Origin of the sequence: Streptomyces sp. NPDC014991 (assembly GCF_043080665.1) — a bacterium.
Lineage (GTDB): Bacteria > Actinomycetota > Actinomycetes > Streptomycetales > Streptomycetaceae > Streptomyces.
The window spans coordinates 43,857-64,852 of the sequence record NZ_JBIBVY010000015.1; the positions used below are offsets into that span (position 1 = coordinate 43,857).

Annotated in this window: 15 protein-coding genes; 8 read left to right on the forward strand and 7 right to left on the reverse strand. The window is 71.2% G+C overall.

Going from position 1 to position 20,996, the window contains the following annotated elements; all coding sequences use genetic code 11:
* Positions 1-346 precede the first annotated feature (346 nt).
* Complete coding sequence (locus ACF1BE_RS23015; protein WP_392200886.1) at positions 347-649, forward strand: ferredoxin; 303 nt, start codon at positions 347-349, stop codon at positions 647-649.
* Positions 650-656: 7 nt separating this feature from the next.
* Here ACF1BE_RS23015 and ACF1BE_RS23020 read toward each other — a convergent pair whose 3' ends face one another.
* From ACF1BE_RS23020 to ACF1BE_RS23030, 3 genes are all read right to left on the reverse strand, one after another.
* Complete coding sequence (locus ACF1BE_RS23020) at positions 657-1,235, reverse strand: hypothetical protein (RefSeq protein WP_392200887.1); 579 nt, start codon at positions 1,233-1,235, stop codon at positions 657-659.
* A gap of 224 nt (positions 1,236-1,459) precedes the next feature.
* On the reverse strand, positions 1,460-2,362 hold the full coding sequence (locus ACF1BE_RS23025) for a tRNA (adenine-N1)-methyltransferase (RefSeq protein ID WP_392200888.1): 903 nt from the start codon (positions 2,360-2,362) through the stop codon (positions 1,460-1,462).
* Between the two features lie 41 nt (positions 2,363-2,403).
* Positions 2,404-4,119: a site-2 protease family protein gene (locus ACF1BE_RS23030; protein WP_392200889.1), complete on the reverse strand. Its 1,716-nt coding sequence runs from the start codon at positions 4,117-4,119 to the stop codon at positions 2,404-2,406.
* 177 nt (positions 4,120-4,296) lie between these two features.
* Between ACF1BE_RS23030 and ACF1BE_RS23035 the strand changes: the two genes are divergently transcribed.
* Positions 4,297-5,298 (forward strand): RecB family exonuclease, encoded by a 1,002-nt coding sequence (locus tag ACF1BE_RS23035; protein WP_392200890.1) that lies wholly within the window; start codon positions 4,297-4,299, stop codon positions 5,296-5,298.
* Between the two features lie 14 nt (positions 5,299-5,312).
* Complete coding sequence (locus ACF1BE_RS23040; protein WP_392200891.1) at positions 5,313-5,984, forward strand: response regulator; 672 nt, start codon at positions 5,313-5,315, stop codon at positions 5,982-5,984.
* A 78-nt stretch (positions 5,985-6,062) separates the two neighbouring features.
* On the opposite strand, the gene ACF1BE_RS23045 is transcribed toward ACF1BE_RS23040, so the two are convergent.
* The 4 genes from ACF1BE_RS23045 to metH form a co-directional block, all read right to left on the reverse strand.
* Positions 6,063-7,643: an ABC transporter substrate-binding protein gene (locus ACF1BE_RS23045; protein WP_392200892.1), complete on the reverse strand. Its 1,581-nt coding sequence runs from the start codon at positions 7,641-7,643 to the stop codon at positions 6,063-6,065.
* 97 nt (positions 7,644-7,740) lie between these two features.
* Entirely contained in the window at positions 7,741-9,345 is a 1,605-nt protein-coding gene (locus ACF1BE_RS23050; RefSeq protein WP_392200893.1) for an ABC transporter substrate-binding protein, read from the reverse strand.
* Between the two features lie 433 nt (positions 9,346-9,778).
* Positions 9,779-10,519 carry an HAD family hydrolase gene (locus ACF1BE_RS23055; protein WP_392200894.1) on the reverse strand — a complete coding sequence of 247 codons (741 nt, stop codon included), beginning with the start codon at positions 10,517-10,519 and terminating at the stop codon, positions 9,779-9,781.
* A gap of 184 nt (positions 10,520-10,703) precedes the next feature.
* Positions 10,704-14,234, reverse strand: a complete 3,531-nt coding sequence (gene metH / locus ACF1BE_RS23060; RefSeq protein ID WP_392200895.1) for a methionine synthase — start codon at positions 14,232-14,234, stop codon at positions 10,704-10,706.
* A 279-nt stretch (positions 14,235-14,513) separates the two neighbouring features.
* Here metH and ACF1BE_RS23065 point away from each other — a divergent pair, with 279 nt between their 5' ends.
* From ACF1BE_RS23065 to ACF1BE_RS23085, 5 genes are all read left to right on the forward strand, one after another.
* On the forward strand, positions 14,514-15,278 hold the full coding sequence (locus ACF1BE_RS23065) for an IclR family transcriptional regulator (RefSeq protein ID WP_392200896.1): 765 nt from the start codon (positions 14,514-14,516) through the stop codon (positions 15,276-15,278).
* Between the two features lie 342 nt (positions 15,279-15,620).
* On the forward strand, positions 15,621-16,415 hold the full coding sequence (locus ACF1BE_RS23070; protein WP_392200897.1) for an MIP/aquaporin family protein: 795 nt from the start codon (positions 15,621-15,623) through the stop codon (positions 16,413-16,415).
* Positions 16,416-16,485: 70 nt separating this feature from the next.
* Positions 16,486-18,024 (forward strand): glycerol kinase GlpK, encoded by a 1,539-nt coding sequence (gene glpK / locus ACF1BE_RS23075; RefSeq protein ID WP_392200898.1) that lies wholly within the window; start codon positions 16,486-16,488, stop codon positions 18,022-18,024.
* A gap of 47 nt (positions 18,025-18,071) precedes the next feature.
* The gene (locus ACF1BE_RS23080; RefSeq protein WP_392200899.1) at positions 18,072-19,688 is read left to right on the forward strand and encodes an FAD-dependent oxidoreductase; all 1,617 of its coding nucleotides are present in this window, start codon (positions 18,072-18,074) and stop codon (positions 19,686-19,688) included.
* A gap of 185 nt (positions 19,689-19,873) precedes the next feature.
* Positions 19,874-20,866, forward strand: a complete 993-nt coding sequence (locus ACF1BE_RS23085) for a PAC2 family protein (RefSeq protein ID WP_392200900.1) — start codon at positions 19,874-19,876, stop codon at positions 20,864-20,866.
* The last annotated feature ends 130 nt before the right edge of the window (positions 20,867-20,996 follow it).

Consider the following 20,996-nt stretch of genomic DNA (forward strand, 5'->3'; position numbering starts at 1 on the left):
CATGGCGTGGTCGAAACCCTTCGCGGCTGGCCGGAGTTGTCCGTTCCGGGCCGATCGGCCCGGATGCGGGCAGCCCACAGGCCGCTCGCACGGTCATCACGCAGAGCGACGCAACCGGCGGCGACTGTCACCACTGGGACGGCCTGAAGTGATCGATACGGCCACCGGGACACCCCTGTCCCGGTCCGGCGCTGGTACCCGAGCGGGCGGGTCCGGAAACCCCGGACCGGCCCGGCCCGGACGCGAACGGGGCGGAGGTAGGGTCGAGGGAGTCCAACAGCCGCTGGAGCGGACCCGGCCGGCCCTCGCGGCGCCCGGACCGCCCGGCGAACCGACGGCAGGAGAGATGACCGTGCAGCAGGAGGCCCCGGGCGGCGAGGCGCTGGAGGTCTGGATCGACCAGGACCTGTGTACCGGCGACGGCATCTGCGCCCAGTACGCCCCGGAGGTGTTCGAGCTGGACATCGACGGGCTGGCCTATGTGAAGGGCACGGACGACGAGCTGCTCCAGGCCCCGGGCGCGGCCACGCCGGTACCGCTGCCGCTGCTGGCGGACGTGGTGGACTCGGCCAAGGAGTGTCCCGGCGAGTGCATTCACGTGCGGCGCGTGCAGGACCGGGTCGAGGTGTACGGCCCCGAGGCGGAGTGAGCCCGGTTCAGACGCTGTGGGCCGCGGCCCCCGTGGAGCGGACGAAGGCACCGCCGTTCCACCGCCAGGCGGCCGGGGTCCTCAGGTCGGGGCAGCAACTGGGCACGGCGTCCGACGAGTAGCCGAGCAGCGTGGCGGACACGGTACGCGCGCGTACGGCGAAGTCGGTGACCGTGAGCCGGTCCTCTGGCCTGACGAGCGTGGCCACCACGCGTGGCCGCTTGCCGTCCGCGGAGCGGGTGAGGACGTAGACGCCGTCCGGCGGGGTGCCCATGGGGGCGTCGCAGTGGACCACCGCGACGGTCTCCGGCCGGCCGTCACCGTCCAGGTCCGCGCCGGCCTTCTTGACGACCAGGGCCTTCACCGGCCCGCAGTCCAGCGGGAACTTCACACCGGCCGTGCCCGGCGCGACGGCCGCGGGCGCGGTCTTCGTCTCCGTGCCGGCGGCGGACTGGGCGGCCGTGGCCGATCCGGGCCGGGCGACGGTGGACAGGGCCACCACACCGGCGACGGCGGTGGCGGTGAGCAGCCAGTGGATGGGCCGGGTCTGGGTGTGGGCGAGCTCCGGAACGGCGGATTGCTGCACTAGGAGCGTCTCCTGTGAGGGCTGTGCCGGTGGGATGGCCTGCATGCTGCCACACGCCGCTGTGCGGGGGAACGGCGGGGACCGGGATTCCCCCGGGCGGCAGACCCGCGCGCGGGAGGCGCCGATGCCGGTACCGCGTCAACGCAAGGGCGCCGTGCCCGGGTTCCCGGATGCGGTGGGGAACTCGGGCACGGCGCCCTTGCGTTGTACGCGTGCGGGGCCGGTCAGCGGCCGGCGCCGCCGTCGGCGTTGGGTCCGGCGTAGTCCTCGCCGTACGCGCCCTTCGCGGGGCGGCGGCGGCGCATGGGCGGCTCGACGCCGTCCGCGAGGCGGCGGGCGGTGAGCAGGAAACCGGTGTGGCCGATCATCCGGTGGTCGGGGCGGACGGCCAGGCCCTCGATGTGCCAGTTGCGGATCATGGTCTCCCAGGCGGTCGGCTCGTTGAAGCAGCCGATCTCCCGGATGGACTCCACGGTCCGGGCGAGCTGGGTGGTGGTGGCCACGTAGCAGCACAGGATGCCGCCCGGGACGAGCGCCTTGGAGACGGCCTCCAGGCACTCCCAGGGGGCGAGCATGTCCAGGATGACGCGGTCGACGTCGGTGTCGGACAGATTGTCCTGGAGGTCGCCGACGGTCAGCTGCCAGGCGGGGTGCGGGCCGCCGAAGTAGCGCTCCACGTTCTGCTTCGCGATCTCGGCGAAGTCCTCGCGGCGCTCGTAGGAGTGCAGCATGCCCTGGTCGCCGATGGCCCGCAGCAGGAAGCTGCTGAGCGAGCCGGAGCCGACGCCGGCCTCCACGACGCGCGCGCCGGGGAAGATGTCGGCGAAGGAGAGGATCTGCCCCGCGTCCTTGGGGTAGACGACGGCTGCCCCACGGGGCATGGACAGGACGTAGTCGGGGAGCAGGGGGCGCAGCGCGAGGTAGGCCACGTTGCCGGTGGTCCGGACAACGCTGCCCTCGGGAGCGCCGATCAGTTCGTCGTGCGGGAAGGAGCCCTTGTGGGTGTGGAAGTTCTTCCCGGCTTCGAGCGTGAACGTGTAGTGGCGGCCCTTGGGGTCGGTCAGCTGTACCTGGTCCCCGACCTTGAAGGGCCCGCGCCTGCGGGCGGCACCGGTCGGTTCGGACATGTGACCAGCCTACCGGCGTTTCCGGAGGCCGCCGACCACGGCTACGGGGTGGGCCGGGCCATGGCCTTCACGAAAGCGCGTTCGACATCGGCGGCGGACAGGACGCCGTAGATCTCGCCGGTCTGCTCGACCACGAGGTACTCGGTGGCCGGGGCGGCCCGGAGGGCGTCCAGCAGGTCCTCCCCGGCCAGCTCCGCGGAGACCCGCATGCCGTCGGTCAGCTCCTGGGCCAGGCCGCTCACGGCCACCCAGGGGCGGCGGTGCTCGGGGACGCCGACGATGGCGGCCTCGCGGACGAGCGCGAGGGGGCTGCCGTCGGCGTCGACGACGACCAGGGCGCGGGCACCGGCGGCGTTGGCCCGGCGCAGCGCCTCGGAGAGCGGGGTGTCGTTCTCGACCGGTACGGCCCGCCGGGTGAGGGCGCGGGCGCGCAGCTCGGGGAGGTGTTCCCGCAGCCGGGCCATGCGCAGGCTGTTGCCGGCGCCGGTCCAGATGATCGCGGCGAGGATGGCGGCGAGCAGGGCGTCGGTGACGGTGTCCATGCCGCTCGTCTCCTCACCGCCGCCGACGGCGCCGGAGTGGTTGAGCAGCGGCAGGCCGATCAGGACGGAGACGGCGAGGGCGCGGCCCACCCAGGCCGCGGCGACGGTACCGCTCATCGGCCTGCCGGTGAGCTTCCAGACGACGGCGCGGAGCATGCGGCCGCCGTCGAGGGGCAGGCCGGGCAGGAGGTTGAAGATCGCGACGATGAGGTTGGAGACCATCAGCCCGGCCAGCAGCACGCCGGGGACGGTGGCGGGCTCGACGGGCTTCATGGCGAGGTAGAACAGCCCGGCCAGGGCGAGGGAGAGCAGCGGGCCGACGAACGCCAGCACGAATTCCCGGCCGGGGGTCTCGGCCTCCTTCTCGATCTCCGAGACGCCGCCGAAGAACTGGAGCTGGATGCGGCGGACCGGCAGCTCGAAGCGGATCGCGGCGACCGTGTGGGCCAGCTCGTGGACCAGGACGGAGGCGTAGAAGGCGACCGCGAAGAAGAGGGAGACCAGGTAGCGGGCGACGCCCAGTTCGGGCAGTACGCGGTCGAGCTGGCCGCCGAAGACCCAGGTGATCAGCGCGGCGACGAGGAACCAGCTCGGCGCGACGTACACGGGCACGCCGAAGGGCCGCCCCATCAGGATGCCCCCGCCGGGCTCCTTGGGCCGCGGCTGCGGCGGCTCGCCCTTGGCGATACCGGAGTGCGCGAGAGAGCGGTGCTCGGAGGAGTCACCGACGTGTGTCACGGACGCGTCCCCGCCGTCCTCCCCCGCCGGACGGACCGGCTGGTCGGCGTCGGCCGTGCCGGGCTTACGCGGTGTGCGGGCGGTGCCCTCGCCGCCCTGGTCGCCGGCCCCGCCGGCCGTGCCGTCGGCACCCGCCGCGCCGGCGGTGCCGTCCCCGGCAGCCCCGTCGGCTCCACCGGCTCCGTCGGCGTCCTGATCCGGGACGGGCCCGGCCTCCGTGCCCGCGGTCCGACCGCCGGCCGCCGCGTCGTCCTCGTCGGCCGGGTGGGCCCGGGTGGGTTCGTCGGTCGGGTGGGGCTCGGCGGGAGCGTCGCGGGGGGTGGTCCGTCGGGCGGCGGCTTCCGGTGTCGTGGGACGGGGGGTGTCGTGGGCCTGGTCCGCGGGGTGGTCGGTGGGTTCGGCCGCAGGGTCGAGGGAGTTGTCGGGCGGCCCGTCGTTGCCGGACCGCGGCTGCCCGCTCCCGCCGCTCACGTCCACGGTGTCCCCTCGTTCGAAGCGTCTCCCGCGCCTGCCGGGCGGAAGGGTCTCTGCTCGATGGTATGCGGCCGTGGCGGCACGTTCCGCCCCGGCACCCCTTGTGTTTCCCCGCGCTCGCACGGCCGACGCGGCCGGCGAGCCGGTCACTGTCGGTGCGGGGCCGTAAGGTCTGTGGACATGGACAGCAGCATCGAGGAGGCAGCGGCCCCGCCGGCCGGCGCCGAGCACACGCCACCGGACGCCCCGCCGCCCGCGCCCCCGGCGGAGGCCGCGTCGGCGGAGAGTTCCCCGGTGCCCGCGCCCACGGAGACCGGCGGGGAGCGGGTGGCCGTGGCGCCCGCCTCGCTGTCGCCGTCCCGGGCGAGTGATTTCATGCAGTGCCCGCTGCTGTACCGGTTCCGGGTGATCGACCGGCTTCCGGAGAAGCCGAGTGAGGCGGCGACGCGGGGCACGCTGGTCCACGCCGTGCTGGAGCGCCTGTTCGACGCGCCCGCCGGTGAGCGGACCGCGCCGCGGGCCAAGGCGCTGATCCCGGGACAGTGGGACCGGCTGCGGGAGAGCCGCCCGGAGGTGACCGAGCTGTTCACCGACGATCCGGAGGGCGAGCGGCTGAACCGGTGGCTCACCGAGGCGGAGCGGCTCGTGGAGCGCTGGTTCACGCTGGAGGACCCGACGCGGCTGGAGCCGGCCGAGCGGGAGCTGTTCGTGGAGGCCGAGCTGGACTCGGGACTGCGGCTGCGCGGGATCATCGACCGCGTCGACGTGGCACCGACCGGCGAGGTGCGGATCGTCGACTACAAGACGGGCAAGGCGCCCCGCCCCGAGTACACGGAGGGCGCGCTGTTCCAGATGAAGTTCTACGCCCTCGTGGTGTGGCGGCTGAAGCGGGTGATCCCGCGCCGGCTGCAACTGGTCTATCTCGGCAGCGGCGACGTGCTGACGTACGACCCCGTCCTCGCCGACCTGGAGCGGGTCGAGCGCAAGCTGCACGCGCTGTGGGAGGCCATCAGCCAGGCCACGGAGACGGGGGACTGGCGGCCCCGGCCGACCCGGCTGTGCGGCTGGTGCGACCACCAGGCGCACTGCCCGGAGTTCGGGGGCACCCCCCCGCCCTACCCGCTGCCGGTGAGGGCGGCCGGGTCCGGGGCGGTGGCGCAGGGCACAATGGGCGCGGACTAGCGAAGGAGTGTCACGTGGCCATCCGCGTCCTACTGGTCGACGACCAGCCACTGCTGCGTACCGGCTTCCGGATGATCCTGGAGGCCGAGCAGGACCTCGCCGTGGTCGGCGAGGCCGGCGACGGTCTCCAGGCACTCGACCAGGTGCGAGCGTTGCAGCCGGATGTCGTGCTCATGGATATCCGGATGCCGCGGATGGACGGCGTGGAGGCCACCCGGCAGATCACCGGCCCCGGGCGGGACGGCCCGGCCAAGGTGCTGGTGCTGACCACGTTCGACCTGGACGAGTACGTGGTGGAGGCGCTGCGCGCGGGGGCGAGCGGCTTCCTGCTCAAGGACGCGCCCGCCAACGAACTGGTGCAGGCCATCCGGGTGGTGGCGGCCGGCGAGGCCCTGCTCGCGCCGAGCATCACGCGGCGGCTGCTGGACAAGTACGCCACGCATCTGCCCTCCGGCGAGGACCCGGTGCCGGACGCCCTGCACACGCTGACGGACCGTGAGGTCGAGGTGCTGAAGCTGGTGGCGCGCGGGCTGTCCAACGCGGAGATCGCGGCCGACCTGTTCGTCAGCGAGACGACCGTGAAGACGCATGTGGGCCATGTGCTGACCAAGCTGGGCCTGCGTGACCGGGTGCAGGCCGCGGTGTACGCGTACGAGAGCGGGCTGGTGCGCCCCGGCGCGCAGTAGCGGCGGGCGGGCTGCCCACCGGTACGGCGAAGGGCGCCCCTTCCGCGTGGTGCGGGGGCGCCCCTGCCGTGACCGGCGTCAGCTCTTGCTGAGTTCCCAGAACCGGAACACCGTCGAGGCGTCCAGGCAGTACTCCAGGCCGTAGACGCCGTCGCGGACGACCGCGTACTGCTTGGCCTGCCAGACCGGCAGGACGGGCAGTTCGTCGGCGACGATGTCCTGCAACCTGCCGAACTCCTTGTCGGTCGCGGCCCGGTCGCTCTGGGCGGCGGTGGCGGGGAGGAGCGAGCCGGTGATGGTGCGGTTGCCGTAGTTGTTCTCCAGCACGTTGCCCTTGCCGAAGAAGGGGGCCGTGAAGTTGTCGGCGTCGGGGTAGTCCGGCACCCAGCCCTTCACGTACACGCCGTACCTGCCCTGGGCTATCTCCTTCTCGTACTGGTCGAAGGGGACGGACCGCACGTCGGCGTCGAACAGGCCGCTGGCGTTGAGCTGGCCGGCGATGGCCTTCAGTTCCTCGTCGGTGGCGGGGCCGTAACGGGACGGCGTGGACCACAGGGTGAGCTTCACCTTGCCGGTGATGCCGTCGGCGCGCAGGGCGGCGGCGGCCTTGGCGCGGGAGGGGCGGGCGCCGTACGTGTCGAAGAAGGCGGTGTTGTGGCCCCCGATGCCGGCCGGGATGATCGAGTACAGCGGGGTGGCGGTGCCCTGGTACACGTTCTCGATCAGGGCGTCGCGGTCGATGAGGTAGGCCAGGGCCTTGCGGACGCCGAGCTTGCCGGCCACCGGGTCCTTCATGTTGAAGACCAGGTGCTGGACCTCGGCGCTGGTGCCCTCGATGACGTCGACGCCCTTGTCGTCCTTCTGCTGGTCGAGGCCGGCGATGTCGGAGGCGGCCAGACCGCGGTAGGCGATGTCGATGCCGCCGTCGAGGAGGGACTGCTTCAGGGCGGTCCGGTCGCCGTGGAAGAACTTCAGTGTGACGCCGGAGTTCTTGACCTGGCCGGTCCCCTTGTAGTTGCCGTTGACCGAGAAGACCGCCTGGTCCTTGTCGAAGGAGTCCAGCTTGTAGGGGCCGGAGCCGACTGCCTTGTGGTCGGTGCGCAGGCCGTTCGCGTCGTACTGGCGGTGGTCCACGACGGAACCGGCGCCGGAGGCGACCTTGCTGGGGAAGGTGGCGTCGGGCACCTTCAGGTGGAAGACGACCGTCTTCGCGTCCGGTGTCCCGATCGTGCCGAGCATCGGGAACATGATCGCGGGACCGGCGGGGTCGTTGATCTTCAGGATGCGCTCGAAGGAGAACTTCACGTCGGCGGAGGTGAGGGGGTCACCGTTGCTGAACTTCAGGCCGTCCTTCAGTTCGCACCGGTAGACCATGGCCCGGGTGTCGGTGAAGCCGCACTGCTTCGCCAGTTCGGGTTCGGGTTCGGTCGCGCCCTTGGGAAAGCTGAGCAGCGACTGGAAGACGTTGTTGAACAACAGCCAGGAGCCGGGGTCGTAGCCGGACGCCGGGTCCGTGGCGAGGACGTCGTCGGACATCCCCATCACCACGGCGGAGCCGGTTCCCCCGGAATCGCCGGTCTCCGAGCCGCAGCCGGTCAACAGGCCGGAGGCCAGCCCCGCCACGAGGGGCAGGACTGGCCACGGGTTGCGCTTGTTCACTTGACTTGTGCCTTGTCGTCGGTTCGTCACTCCGGGGCCACCGTCCTGGTCCCGGGACCCGGGGCAGCCGTCCCTGGCCCCCGGATGAGGAGAGCCGTCAGCCGCTCACACCACGGCCGAGCTCCCACAGCTGGAGCGTAGAGGACGAGTTGAGGGCGTAGGAAACGCCCGTGACGTTGTCCCGCGCGGCGACGTACTGCTTGCCCTGCCACAGCGGCAGGACCGGCACGTCGTCGGCGACGATGTCCTGGATCTCGGTCAGGCTCTTGGCGGCGCCGAGCCGGTCGGCCTCACGGCGCGACTGCGGGATCAGCGAGCGCTGGATGGTGCTGTTGGCGTACGGCGAGCCGAGGAAGTTGTCCTTGTCGAGGAAGGGGGCGAGGAAGTTGTCGGCGTCGGGGAAGTCGGGGAACCAGCCCATGCCGTAGACGTCGTACGCGCCCTTCTGCTCGGCGGGCCGGAAGGTCTGCCAGAGGTGGCCCTGGACGGAGACGTCGAACAGACCGCTGTCGTTGAGCTGCTGCTGGAGGATCTGGAACTCCTGCTTGGTGGCCGAGCCGTAGTGGTCGGTCGTGTAGTGCAGGGTCAGCTTCACCGGCGTGGTGATGCCCGCCTTGGCGAGCAGGTTCTTGGCCTTGTCGACGCTGGGGTTGCCGTACTTGTTGAAGAACGAGTTGGAGTGGCCGGTGACGGTGGCGGGGACCAGCGAGTACAGCGGCTCGGCCTGGGTGCCGTAGACCTTGGAGACCAGCTCGCCGCGGTCGATGACCTGCGCCATCGCCTGGCGTACCGCCTTGGACTTCACGCTCGTGGCGTCGGTGTCGAAGGCCAGGTAGCGGATCTCCAGGCCCGGCATGTCGACCAGGTCGGCCTTGTCGTCGCTGCCGGCGTCCAGCTTCTGGATCTGCGCGGGCGACATGGTGCGCGTCATGACGTCGATGTCACCCTTGTCGAGCGCGGTGCCCATGGCGTCGGCGTCGCCGAAGGAGCGCAGTTCGACCGCGTCGTTGTTCACCGTCACGTTGCCCTTGTACGAGGGGTTCTTGGTGAAGGTGATGCTGGTGATCGCGTTGTTCTTGACGTCGGCCTGGAGGGTGTAGGGGCCGGAGCCGTCGACCTCGAAGCCGTCGCGCAGCTTGTCCTTGTCGTAGTCCTTCGGGTTGATGACGCCCGCGACCGGAGTGGACAGCTTGTACGGGAAGGTGGCGTCGGCCGTCTTCAGGTGGAAGACGACCTCGCGGTCGCCCTGCGTCTCGATGGTGTCGACGGTGTTCAGCAGGGCGGAGACACCGCTGTCGGCCTTGATGCGCAGCGCACGCTCGATGGAGTACTTGACGTCATGGGCGGTCACGGGGTCGCCGTTCGCGAACGTCAGTCCCTTGCGGAGTTTGCAGACGTAGCGCTCGCTGCCGCTGTCGGTGAAGGAGCAGCTCTCGGCGGCCTCGGGCACGGGGTCGCCCTCGCCCTTGGGCTGGGCCATCAGGGTCTGCACGGACTGGCGCAGGATGTTCCAGGTGCCGACGTCGTAGGCGTAGGCGGGGTCGAGGGGCGCCGGAGCCGCCTTGGTGGCCGTGAACTGGTCCGTGGTACCGACGACGATGGCGTCACCGCTCTTGCTCCCGCTGTCGGATCCGCCGCACGCGGCGAGAACCGGGGTGAGCAGGCCGGCCACCGCCGGCAGCACCAAAGTCTTGCGGTTCATGCGGGAGTTTCTCCAGAGCTGTTCGGGTCCGTGTATCCGGCATGCATGGGTGGTGCGACGGATCACGGGGGTTCGCGGTGATGTTCTCGCGACGAGATTAGTCCGCGCTCGCAGCACGCTTCACGGCCGCGTGAGTTGACCGCCCATCACGCAGTGGAACCGGTCGAGGACACACCGAAAACCCGACAGCGGCAGGATTAGTGCAGCATCCCATCAATCGGGACACAAAGCCCCGCCCACACCACCCGGTCCAGGCCGTTCAGCACAGCCGGCGGACGCTGTCGAGGCCCGTCGGCGTGGGAAACGTCACACCCCCAACTGTGTGACCGGTCAGCACAATTCGGCCGGACAGTGGACCCGGAATTCCCCTGGGGTGTACTTTCCCGGAATTTTGTCCGGCACACCCAATGGCCCTCGCACGCTGGGTGAACGGCTAGCGCATTTCCGTCATCAGGCCGTGCAGAAATGGCAGGTCCACCTCTTCCAGAGAGGAGACGACGGTCCGCCCGGCGGCCGGACCGATGGGCGCCACGGAGGGTACGGCGATCACACGGCAGCCCGCGGCCTCCGCGGCGGCGACCCCGGTCGCGGTGTCCTCCACCACGGCACATCCGGCCGGGTGCGCGCCGAGCCCCGCGGCGGCGAGCAGGTACGGGTCCGGGAAGGGCTTGGTGCGGGAGACCTCGTCGCCCGCGACGGAGAGGGCGAAGTGGTGCGGGCCCAGCACGGACAGCACCCGGTCGATGATGCGCCGGTGGGAGGCGGAGACCAGGGCCGTGGGCACGCCGTGCCGGTGCAGCTCGCCGAGCAGGCGGGCAGCGCCCGGCATCAGCGGCAGGGCACGGCCGATGCGCTCCTCGAACCCGTCGTTGAGCAGCACCGACAGCTCGGCGAGGGTGATGTCGGCGCCGGTGGCCTCGATCAGGAAACCGGCGCTGCGGGTCATGGGGCCGCCGACCACGACGTGCCGCCAGGAGTCGTCCAGGGTGTGGCCGAGACGGGCGAAGACCTCCACCTCGACGTCCCACCAGAAGCCCTCGGTGTCCACCAGGGTGCCGTCCATGTCGAGAAGCACCGCCTGGAGGGCGGAGCCCTCGGCCGGCGCGGTCCTGCCTTCTCCGGTGCCGGAGGGGGCGGGAGAAAGGGTTCCGGGCGCGGGGACCGTGCTGGTCATCCGGGCGCACCTCCTTGAGGGACGGTCAGGCCGGTTCCCGTGCGGGGAACCGGCCTGCGGTGGACCGACCAGTGTACGACTCCGCGGAGCGAAACGCCTCGTTCACCACTCGCGGGCCCGGGGGCAGCCCGTCAGACACCCCCTGAACGGCCCAGGGGCCCGTTGGTGTGCCCGTGGCGGGGGGTCACCTGGCGTTGAAGTACTTCGCCTCCGGGTGGTGGATCACGATCGCGTCGGTGGACTGCTCGGGGTGGAGCTGGAACTCCTCCGACAGCTGCACCCCGATCCGCTCCGGCCGGAGGAGGCCGGCGATCTTGGCCCGGTCCTCCAGGTTGGGGCAGGCGCCGTAGCCGAGGGAGAAACGGGCGCCGCGGTACCCGAGGGCGAACATGTCCTCGATGGCGGCCGGGTCCTCGCCGGCGAAGCCGAGTTCGGAGCGGACGCGGGCGTGCCAGTACTCGGCGAGGGCCTCGGCCAACTGCACGGACAGGCCGTGCAGTTCGAGGTAGTCGCGGTAGGCGTTGGCCTCGAAGAGCCGGGCCGTCTCCGCGCCGATGCGGGAGCCGACGGTGACGACCTGCAGACCCACCACGTCCGTCTCCCCCGATTCCTCCGGGCGGAAGAAGTCGGCCAGGCACAGGCGCCGGCCGCGGCGCTGGCGCGGGAAGGTGAACCGGGTGCGTTCGTTGCCCTGCTCGTCCAGGATGATCAGGTCGTCGTCCTTGGAGACGCACGGGAAGTAGCCGTAGACCACGGCCGCCTCCAGCAGGTTCTCCGTCTGGAGCCGGTCGAGCAGGCCGCGCAGGCGCGGGCGGCCCTCGGTCTCGACCAGTTCCTCGTACGACGGACCCTCCCCGGTGCGGGCCTGCTTGAGCCCCCACTGGCCCTTGAACAGGGCGCCCTCGTCCAGCCAGCTCGCGTACTCCTTGAGCTGGATGCCCTTGACGACGCGGGTGTCCCAGAACGGTGGGGCCGGCACGGGGTTGTCGGTGGCGACGTCGGAGCGGACGTGGCCCTCCTCCGGGCGCTCCTCGGCCTCCTCGACGACGGCCGCGGTCCGCACCCGGCGCTGCCTCAGCTCGGGCAGCTTCGCGCCGGGCACACCCCGCTTGACGCCGATCAGCGCGTCCATCAGGCGCAGTCCCTCGAACGCGTCGCGGGCGTAGCGCACCTCACCCTCGTAGACCTCGTGCAGGTCCTGCTCGACGTAGGCCCGGGTCAGGGCGGCGCCGCCGAGGATCACCGGGAAGCGGGCGGCGAGGCCGCGCTGGTTCAGCTCCTCCAGGTTCTCTTTCATGATCACCGTGGACTTGACCAGCAGCCCCGACATGCCGATGACGTCCGCCCGGTGCTCCTCGGCCGCCTCCAGGATCGCGGAGACGGGCTGCTTGATGCCCAGGTTGACGACGTTGTAGCCGTTGTTGGAGAGGATGATGTCGACCAGGTTCTTGCCGATGTCGTGCACGTCGCCGCGCACGGTCGCGAGGACGATGGTGCCCTTGCCCACCTCTTCCTCGCCGTCGGCCACCTTCTCCATGTGCGGTTCGAGGTGGGCGACGGCCGCCTTCATGACCTCGGCGGACTGGAGGACGAAGGGCAGCTGCATCTGGCCGGAACCGAACAGCTCGCCGACGACCTTCATGCCGTCCAGCAGGGTGTCGTTGACGATGTCGAGCGCGGGCCGGTCCTGGAGTGCCTCGTCGAGGTCCGCCTCCAGGCCGTTGCGCTCGCCGTCGATGATGCGGCGCTTGAGGCGCTCCTCCAGCGGCAGCGCGGCCAGTTCCTCGGCGCGGCCGGCCTTCAGGGACTTCGCGGTGGCGCCCTCGAAGAGCTGCATGAGCTTCTGCAGGGGGTCGTAGCCCTCGGCGCGCCGGTCGTGGATGAGGTCGAGGGCCGTGCGGACCTCTTCCTCGCTGAAGCGGGCGATCGGCAGGATCTTGCTGGCGTGCACGATCGCCGAGTCGAGTCCGGCCTTGACGCACTCGTCCAGGAAGACGGAGTTCAGCAGGATGCGGGCGGCCGGGTTGAGGCCGAAGGAGATGTTCGACAGGCCCAGCGTGGTCTGCACGGCGGGGTGGCGCCTCTTCAGCTCGCGGATCGCCTCGATGGTGGCGACGCCGTCCTTGCGGGACTCCTCCTGACCGGTGCAGATGGTGAAGGTCAGGGTGTCGATGAGGATGTCCTCCTCGTGGATGCCCCAGTTCCCGGTGAGGTCCGCGATCAGCCGTTCGGCGATCTCGACCTTCTTCTCGGGGGTGCGGGCCTGGCCCTCCTCGTCGATCGTGAGCGCGATCAGGGCGGCGCCGTGCTCCCGTGCCAGCCGCGTGACCTTGACGAACCGCGAGTCGGGGCCGTCGCCGTCCTCGTAGTTCACGGAGTTGATCACCGCGCGCCCGCCGAGCTTCTCCAGGCCCGCCCTGATGACCTCGACCTCGGTGGAGTCCAGGACGATCGGCAGGGTGGAGGCGGTGGCGAAGCGGCCGGCCAGTTCCTCCATGTCGGCGACGCCGTCACGGCCGACGTAGTCCACGCACAGGTCGAGCATGTGCGCGCCCTCGCGGATCTGCTCGCGGGCGATCTCCACGCAGTCGTCCCAGCGGGCCTCCAGCATGGCCTCGCGGAACTTCTTGGAGCCGTTGGCGTTGGTGCGCTCGCCGATGGCCAGGTAGGCGGTGTCCTGGCGGAACGGCACCGACTGGTAGAGGGAGGCGGCGCCCGGCTCGGGGCGCGGGTCGCGCTCGGCCGGGGCGAGGTCCCGGACCCGCTCCACGACCTGGCGCAGGTGCTCGGGGGTGGTGCCGCAGCAGCCGCCGACGAGGGACAGGCCGTAGTCCTGGACGAAGTTCTGCTGGGCGTCCGCCAGGCCCTCGGGGCCGAGCGGGAAGTGCGCGCCGTCCTTGGTGAGGACGGGCAGCCCGGCGTTGGGCATGCACAGCAGCGGGATGCGGGAGTGCCGGGTGAGGTAGCGCAGGTGCTCGCTCATCTCGGCCGGGCCGGTCGAGCAGTTCAGGCCGATCATGTCGATGCCGAGCGGCTCCAGCGCGGTGAGTGCGGCGCCGATCTCGGAGCCCAGCAGCATGGTGCCGGTGGTCTCGAAGGCCATCGAGACGAGCAGCGGGACCTCGAAGCCGAGCCGCTCCATGGCGCTGCGCGCGCCGAGCACGGAGGCCTTGGTCTGGAGCAGGTCCTGGGTGGTCTCGACGATCAGGGCGTCGGCGCCGCCCGCGAGCAGGCCCTCGGCGTTCGCCTGGAAGCCGTCCCGGATGGTGGTGAAGCCGATGTGGCCGAGGGTGGGCAGCTTGGTGCCGGGCCCGATGGAGCCGAGGACCCAGCGCCGGCGGCCGTCCCCGGCGGTGTACGTGTCGGCGACCTCGCGGGCGATGCGGGCGCCGGCCTCGGACAGCTCGTACACGCGGTCGGGGATGTCGTACTCCGCCATGGCCGCGTGGTTGGCCCCGAAGGTGTTGGTCTCGACGCAGTCGACGCCCACGGAGAAGTACGCCTCGTGGACGGAGCGGACGATGTCGGGGCGGGTGATGTTGAGGATCTCGTTGCAGCCCTCGAGGTTCTCGAAGTCCTCGAGTGTGGGGTCCTGGGCCTGGAGCATGGTGCCCATCGCTCCGTCGGCGACCACCACACGGGTGGCGAGTGCCTCGCGGAGCGCGGACACCCGGGTCCGGCTGTCGGCGGAAGGGGACGTGGGCAACGAGGCCATGAAGGGCTCCCTGGGCTGCGACGGCTGTCGGCTATGCGGTTTCCCCGGCAGGCAGGGTTGCCGCACGGCGTCAGAGTAGCCGGGAGTGGGCTCGGATGGGCACCCACGTCCACGGAACGGACGGACCCGGCCCGGGCCGGGTCCTGGGCGGCCGGTGTGTAACAGGTGTCGTCCGACCATTGGCGGGAGATCGGCAAGGACCGGTAGTGTTCGGCATTGCCGAACGGCGGAATTGACCTGGCGCCTACGGCAGTCGAAGGGGACGGAGGCAGGACGGCGATGGCACGGAACATCCAGTCGCTCGAACGGGCGGCCGCGATGCTGCGGCTGCTCGCGGGCGGCGAGCGGCGGCTCGGCCTCTCGGACATCGCCTCGTCGCTGGGCCTCGCCAAGGGCACCGCCCACGGCATCCTGCGCACCCTCCAGCAGGAGGGCTTCGTGGAGCAGGACGTCGCCTCGGGGCGCTACCAGCTGGGCGCGGAGCTGCTGCGCCTCGGCACCACCTACCTGGACGTGCACGAACTGCGGGCCCGGGCCCTGGTGTGGGCCGACGACCTGGCCCGCTCCAGCGGCGAGAGCGTGTACCTGGGCGTGCTGCACCAGCAGGGCGTCCTGATCGTGCACCACGTCTTCCGGCCCGACGACAGCCGGCAGGTGCTGGAGATCGGGGCCATGCAGCCGCTGCACTCCACGGCACTGGGCAAGGTGCTGTCGGCGTACGACCCGGTGGCGCACAGCGAGGCGCTGGAGGCCGACCGGAAGGCGTTCACGGACCGCACGGTGTGCGATCCGGGCGACTTCGAACACCTCCTGGACGTCACGCGCGCGCGTGGGTACGCGGCCGATGTGGAGGAGACCTGGGAGGGGGTGGCCTCGCTCGCCGCCCCCATCCACGACCGGCGTCGCATGCCTGTGGGCGCCGTGGGCATCACCGGGGCCGTGGAACGGCTGTGCCGGGAGGGCGAGCTGCTCCCCGAGCTGATCGCGGCGGTGCGGGACTGCGCCCGCGCGGTCTCCCGCGATCTGGGCGCCGGACGGTTCTGAGCAGCGGCTGAGGCACGCAACGACCGGGACGTCGGGCGACGTTCCGGCTGCCGCCCTACCCTGAAATGGACAAACAGGGTCAGAACGTATGTCCGCCCCCGAAGGTCGATAAGCCCTGGCGATCAATAACGATCCTGCATTCGATAACAGAACTCTTGACGCACGCGTAACGCCGAAGCAAGACTCCCGTCCATCGGTCGGCATTGTCGAACACCTACCGGCAATACGCGCTAGAGTGTGACAACGCCAGAGGCCGGCATCGCTCTCACCCCCTGAGGGCGCCAGACCCCCGGCGGGAACCGGGGTTCGGCTACCCCTGGACGAAGGACAAAGGAGTCGCGGGTGTCCAGCTCCGACATCTTCATCGGCGAGACCATCGGTACCGCCATACTCATCCTGCTCGGCGGCGGCGTCTGCGCCGCTGTCACACTGAAGGCCTCCAAGGCCCGTAACGCCGGTTGGCTCGCCATCGCCTTCGGGTGGGGCTTCGCCGTCATGACGGCCGTGTACATCTCCGGACCGCTGTCCGGCGCCCACCTCAACCCGGCCGTCACCGTCGCCCTGGCCATCAAGGACAGCGACTGGAGCAACGTCCCGACCTACTTCGCCGGCCAGCTGCTCGGCGCCGTGATCGGCGCGGCCCTGGTGTGGGTCACCTACTACGGACAGTTCCAGGCGCACCTGACCGACAAGGAGATCGTCGGCGGTCCGGGCGCGCAGGCCACCTCCGCCAAGGCCGTGGAGGCCCAGGAGGCGGGCGCCGGCCCGGTCCTCGGCGTCTTCTCCACCGGCCCGGAGATCCGCAACGTGGTGCAGAACCTCGCCACGGAGATCATCGGCACCGTCGTGCTGATCCTCGCGGTCCTCACCCAGGGCCTGAACGACAAGGGCAACGGCCTCGGCATCCTCGGCGGACTGGTCACCGCGCTCGTGGTCGTGTCGATCGGTCTCTCCCTGGGCGGCCCGACGGGCTACGCCATCAACCCCGCCCGTGACCTGGGCCCGCGCATCGTGCACGCCCTCCTGCCGCTGCCCAACAAGGGCGGTTCCGACTGGAGCTACGCCTGGATCCCGGTGGTCGGTCCGCTGATCGGCGCCGCGATCGCCGCAGGCATCTACAACGTCGCGTTCGCCTAGGAAGCCCCCGAGACTTCGTGTACGCGCCGTACGTACAGCCCCACCACCACGGACCTTTCAGGAGCACACAGTGACCGACGCCCACACCGCAGGCCCGTTCATCGCCGCCATCGACCAGGGCACGACCTCCTCGCGCTGCATCGTCTTCGACCGGGACGGCCGCATCGTCTCCGTCGACCAGAAGGAGCACGAGCAGATCTTCCCGAAGCCGGGCTGGGTCGAGCACAACGCCAACGAGATCTGGACCAACGTCCAGGAGGTCGTCGCCGGAGCCGTCGAGAAGGCCGGCATCACCCGGGACGACATCAAGGCCATCGGCATCACCAACCAGCGCGAGACCACCGTGCTGTGGGACAAGAACACCGGTGAGCCCGTCCACAACGCCATCGTCTGGCAGGACACCCGCACCGACGCCCTCTGCCGCGAGCTGGGCCGCAACGTCGGCCAGGACCGCTTCCGCCGCGAGACCGGTCTGCCGCTCGCGTCCTACTTCGCCGGGCCCAAGGCCCGCTGGCTGCTCGACCACGTCGACGGCCTGAAGGAGCGCGCCGAGGCGGGCGACATCCTCTTCGGCACCATGGACAGCTGGGTCATCTGGAACCTGACCGGCGGTGTCGACGGCGGCAGGCACGTCACCGACGTCACCAACGCCTCCCGCACCATGCTGATGAACCTGCACACGATGCAGTGGGACGAGAAGATCGCCGAGTCGATCGGCGTGCCGCTCCAGATCCTGCCCGAGATCCGCTCCTCCGCCGAGGTCTACGGCGAGGTCACCGGCGGCCGGCTCGGCGATCTGCTCGGCGGCATCCCGGTCGCCTCCGCGCTCGGTGACCAGCAGGCGGCCCTGTTCGGCCAGACCTGTTTCTCCGAGGGCGAGACGAAGTCGACCTACGGCACCGGCACCTTCATGGTGATGAACACCGGCTCCAAGATCATCAACTCCTACGCCGGTCTGCTGACCACCGTCGGCTACAAGATCGGCGATCAGCCGACGGTGTACGCCCTGGAGGGCTCCATCGCCGTCACCGGCTCGCTGGTGCAGTGGATGCGCGACCAGATGGGCCTGATCTCCACCGCCGCCGAGATCGAGACGCTCGCGCTCTCGGTCGAGGACAACGGCGGCGCCTACTTCGTGCCGGCCTTCTCCGGCCTGTTCGCCCCGCACTGGCGCTCCGACGCCCGCGGTGTGATCGCCGGCCTGACCCGGTACGTGACCAAGGCGCACCTCGCGCGCGCCGTCCTGGAGGCGACCGCCTGGCAGACGCGGGAGATCGCCGACGCCATGGTCAAGGACTCCGGCGACGAGCTGGTGACCCTGAAGGTCGACGGCGGCATGACCGCCAACAACCTGCTGATGCAGAACCTCGCCGACGTCCTGGACGCCCCCGTGGTGCGCCCGATGGTCGCCGAGACCACCTGCCTCGGCGCCGCCTACGCCGCCGGCCTCGCCGTCGGCTTCTGGTCCAGCACCGACGAGCTGCGCGCCAACTGGCGCCGGGCCGCCGAATGGACCCCCCGCATGGACGCGGAGACCCGCGACCGTGAGTACAAGAACTGGCTCAAGGCCGTAGAGCGGACCATGGGCTGGCTCGAGGACGAGGACTGAGCGGTTCCCCCGGCTCAGTCAGCTCTGACGAGGAGTAAATACCCGACATGACCAGTCAGTCCACCCTGAAGTCCGTGCCTGCCCTGGGGACGCACCCGGCCTCCGGCTCCAACCCGAGCCGCGCCGAGACCAGGGAGCAGCTCGCCAAGGCGTCGTACGACCTTCTCGTGATCGGCGGCGGCATCCTGGGCATCTCCACCGCCTGGCACGCCGCGCAGTCCGGTCTCAGGGTGGCGCTGGTCGACGCCGGCGACTTCGCCGGCGCCACCTCCTCCGCCTCCTCCAAACTGCTCCACGGCGGTCTGCGCTACCTCCAGACCGGCGCGGTGAAGCTGGTGGCGGAGAACCACTTCGAGCGCCGTGCGGTCTCCCGCCAGGTGGCCCCCCACCTGGCGAACCCGCTCACCTTCTACCTCCCCGTGTACAAGGGCGGGCCGCACGGCGCGGCGAAGCTCGGCGCGGGCGTCTTCGCCTACTCCGCGCTCTCCGCGTTCGGCGACGGCGTCGGCCACCTGCTCTCGCCCGCCAGGGCGGCGCAGGACGTGCCCGAGCTGCGCACCGAGAACCTCAAGGCCGTGGCCGTGTACGGCGACGACCAGATGAACGACGCCCGCATGGCGCTGATGACGGTCCGCGCGGCCGTCGAGGCCGGCGCGGTCGTCCTGAACCACGCCGAGGTCACCGGGCTGCGCTTCACCCAGGGCCGGGTCACCGGCGCCGAGCTCAAGGACCGGATTTCCGGTGACGAGTTCGGGGTCAACGCCCGCCTGGTGCTGAACGCGACCGGCCCCTGGGTCGACCACCTGCGCAAGCTGGAGGACCCGGCCGCGGCCCCGTCCATCCGCCTGTCGAAGGGCGCGCACCTGGTCCTGAAGCGCACCTCCCCGTGGAAGGCCGCGCTCGCGACCCCGATCGACAAGTACCGCATCACCTTCGCCCTCCCCTGGGAGGACATGCTGCTGCTCGGCACCACCGACGAGGAGTACGAGGGCGATCCGGCGGACGTGTCCGTCACCGAGAAGGACATAGCCCAGATCCTGGACGAGGCCGCGTTCTCCGTCCGGGACCAGCAGCTCCAGCGCGACCTCATCACGTACGCGTTCGCCGGTCTGCGGGTGCTGCCGGGCGGCCCCGGCGACACCGCCAAGGCCAAGCGCGAGACCGTGGTGACCGAGGGCCGGGGCGGCATGCTGTCCGTCGCGGGCGGCAAGTGGACGACGTTCCGCCACATCGGCCGCACGATCATGAAGAAGCTGGAGGCGCTGCCGGGTCACCCGCTCGGTGAGGACTTCGAGCCCATCTCCTCGCTGCCGAAGAAGCTGCCGCTGCCCGGTGTCGCCAACCCGCGCGCGGTCGCCCACCGCCTGCTGGTGGACAACCCGGCGCCCGGCCCGCGCATGGCCGCCGACACCGCCCGGCACCTGGCCACCCACTACGGTTCCCTGGCCTTCGACATCGCCCGCCTGGCGAACGAGAGCCCGGAGCTGGCCGAGCGCGTCCACCCGGACGCCCCGGAGATCTGGGCCCAGGTCGTCTACGCCCGCGACCACGAGTGGGCCGAGACGCCGGACGACGTGCTGCGCCGCCGGACCACGCTGACCGTCCGCGGCCTGGCCACCGACGAGGTCCGCGCGAAGGTCCAGGACCTGCTCGACCGGAAGTAGGCCCGTACGCGCAAGGGCGGCCCCACGCCGGTGGGGCCGCCCTTCCGCGTGCTGACCGGGGTGTTCGGGGCCGGGGAACGGGGCAGTGATCCGTTCACTCCCCCCGTCGAGGGGGCTGCGGGCGCCCCCGCCGGACGCCGTAAGGTTGGTGAGTCAAGCGAGGGCACGTCGGAAGGAGGCACTGGGTGATCGAGCTGGAGGGGGTTCCCGAGCTGATCGACCCAGTCATGGTGGCCGCGTTCGAGGGCTGGAACGATGCCGGCGACGCCGCCTCCACGGCGGTCGCGCATCTCGAACGCGAGTGGAAGGGCGAGGTGTTCGCGGCGCTGGACGCCGAGGACTACTACGACTTCCAGGTGAACCGCCCCACGGTGTTCATGGACGGCGGTGTGCGAAAGATCACGTGGCCGACGACCAGGCTGTCGGTGGTCCGCGTCGGCGGCGACAAGCCACGGGACCTGGTGCTGGTGCGCGGGATCGAACCGTCGATGCGCTGGCGCTCGTTCTGCAACGAGCTGCTCGGGTTCGCGCACGAGCTGGGCGTGGAGCTGGTGGTCGTCCTGGGCGCCCTGCTCGGGGACACCCCGCACACGCGGCCGGTGCCGGTCAGCGGGGTCACGTCCGACCCGGACCTGGCCCGGCGGATGGACCTGGAGGAGACGAAGTACGAGGGCCCGACGGGCATCGTCGGCGTCCTCCAGGAGGCGTGCGCGCACGCCGGTGTCCCGGCGGTGTCGCTGTGGGCGGCCGTGCCGCACTACGTCTCCCAGCCGCCCAACCCGAAGGCCACGCTCGCGCTCCTCAACCGTCTGGAGGACCTGCTCGACGTGCGGCTGCCGCTGGGTGAACTGCCCGAGGACGCGCGGGCCTGGCAGGTGGGCGTGGACCAGCTGGCCGCCGAGGACAGCGAGGTCGCCGAGTACGTCCAGACGCTGGAGGAGGCCCGGGACACCGCGGAGCTGCCGGAGGCGTCGGGCGAGGCGATCGCCCGCGAGTTCGAGCGGTACCTGCGGCGCCGGGACGTCGGCCCGCCGGGCGGGCACGCCACCGCGGAGGGCGGGGAGGGCGGCTCGTTCCTGCGGGACAACCCGGGCGGCCGGACTCGCCCGGCGAAGCCGCCCAGGCCGGACGCGGCCGAGGGCGACGACCAGGACAAGGGTGACTCCGCCGAGGACTGACCACGAGGACGGAGCACACGGAGAAGGGGGGGGTCGCGGCACGCGGACCCCCCCCGCTCCGGGGGGGGTCGGGGGCCCCCCCCGCGGGCCGCCGCGCCCCCCCCCCCGCCCCGCCCCCCCCCGCGCGCGG